Annotated in this window: 1 protein-coding gene; it reads right to left on the bottom strand. The window is 74.7% G+C overall.

What is annotated here, in order from left to right:
- Positions 1 to 281 (bottom strand): adenylyltransferase/cytidyltransferase family protein (locus tag AC5P09_RS52295; RefSeq protein WP_493880674.1); only part of this gene is annotated, 281 nt, incomplete at both ends.

Raw genomic sequence — 281 nt, 5'->3', positions numbered from 1 at the left:
TCGGGCAGGTCTGCGCCGGAGTAGTCGCCGCCCTTCACCCAGACCTGCGGGCGGAGGTCGGCCAGCAGCCGCTCGGGGGTGTCCTCGTCGAACACGGCGACGGCGTCGACGCAGGCGAGGGCGCTGAGCACGCGGACGCGGTCGGCCAGCGGGTTCACCGGCCGCTCCGCACCCTTGCGCCGCCGCACCGACGCGTCCGAGTTGACGCAGACGACCAGGCAGTCGCCGAGACGCCGGGCGGCCTGGAGCAGTCCGACGTGCCCGGCGTGCAGCAGGTCGAA

The organism is Streptomyces sp. a15 (assembly GCF_059026085.1).
The sequence above is the reverse complement of the archived record's forward strand: the minus strand, read 5'-3'. Positions and strand labels throughout refer to the sequence as shown.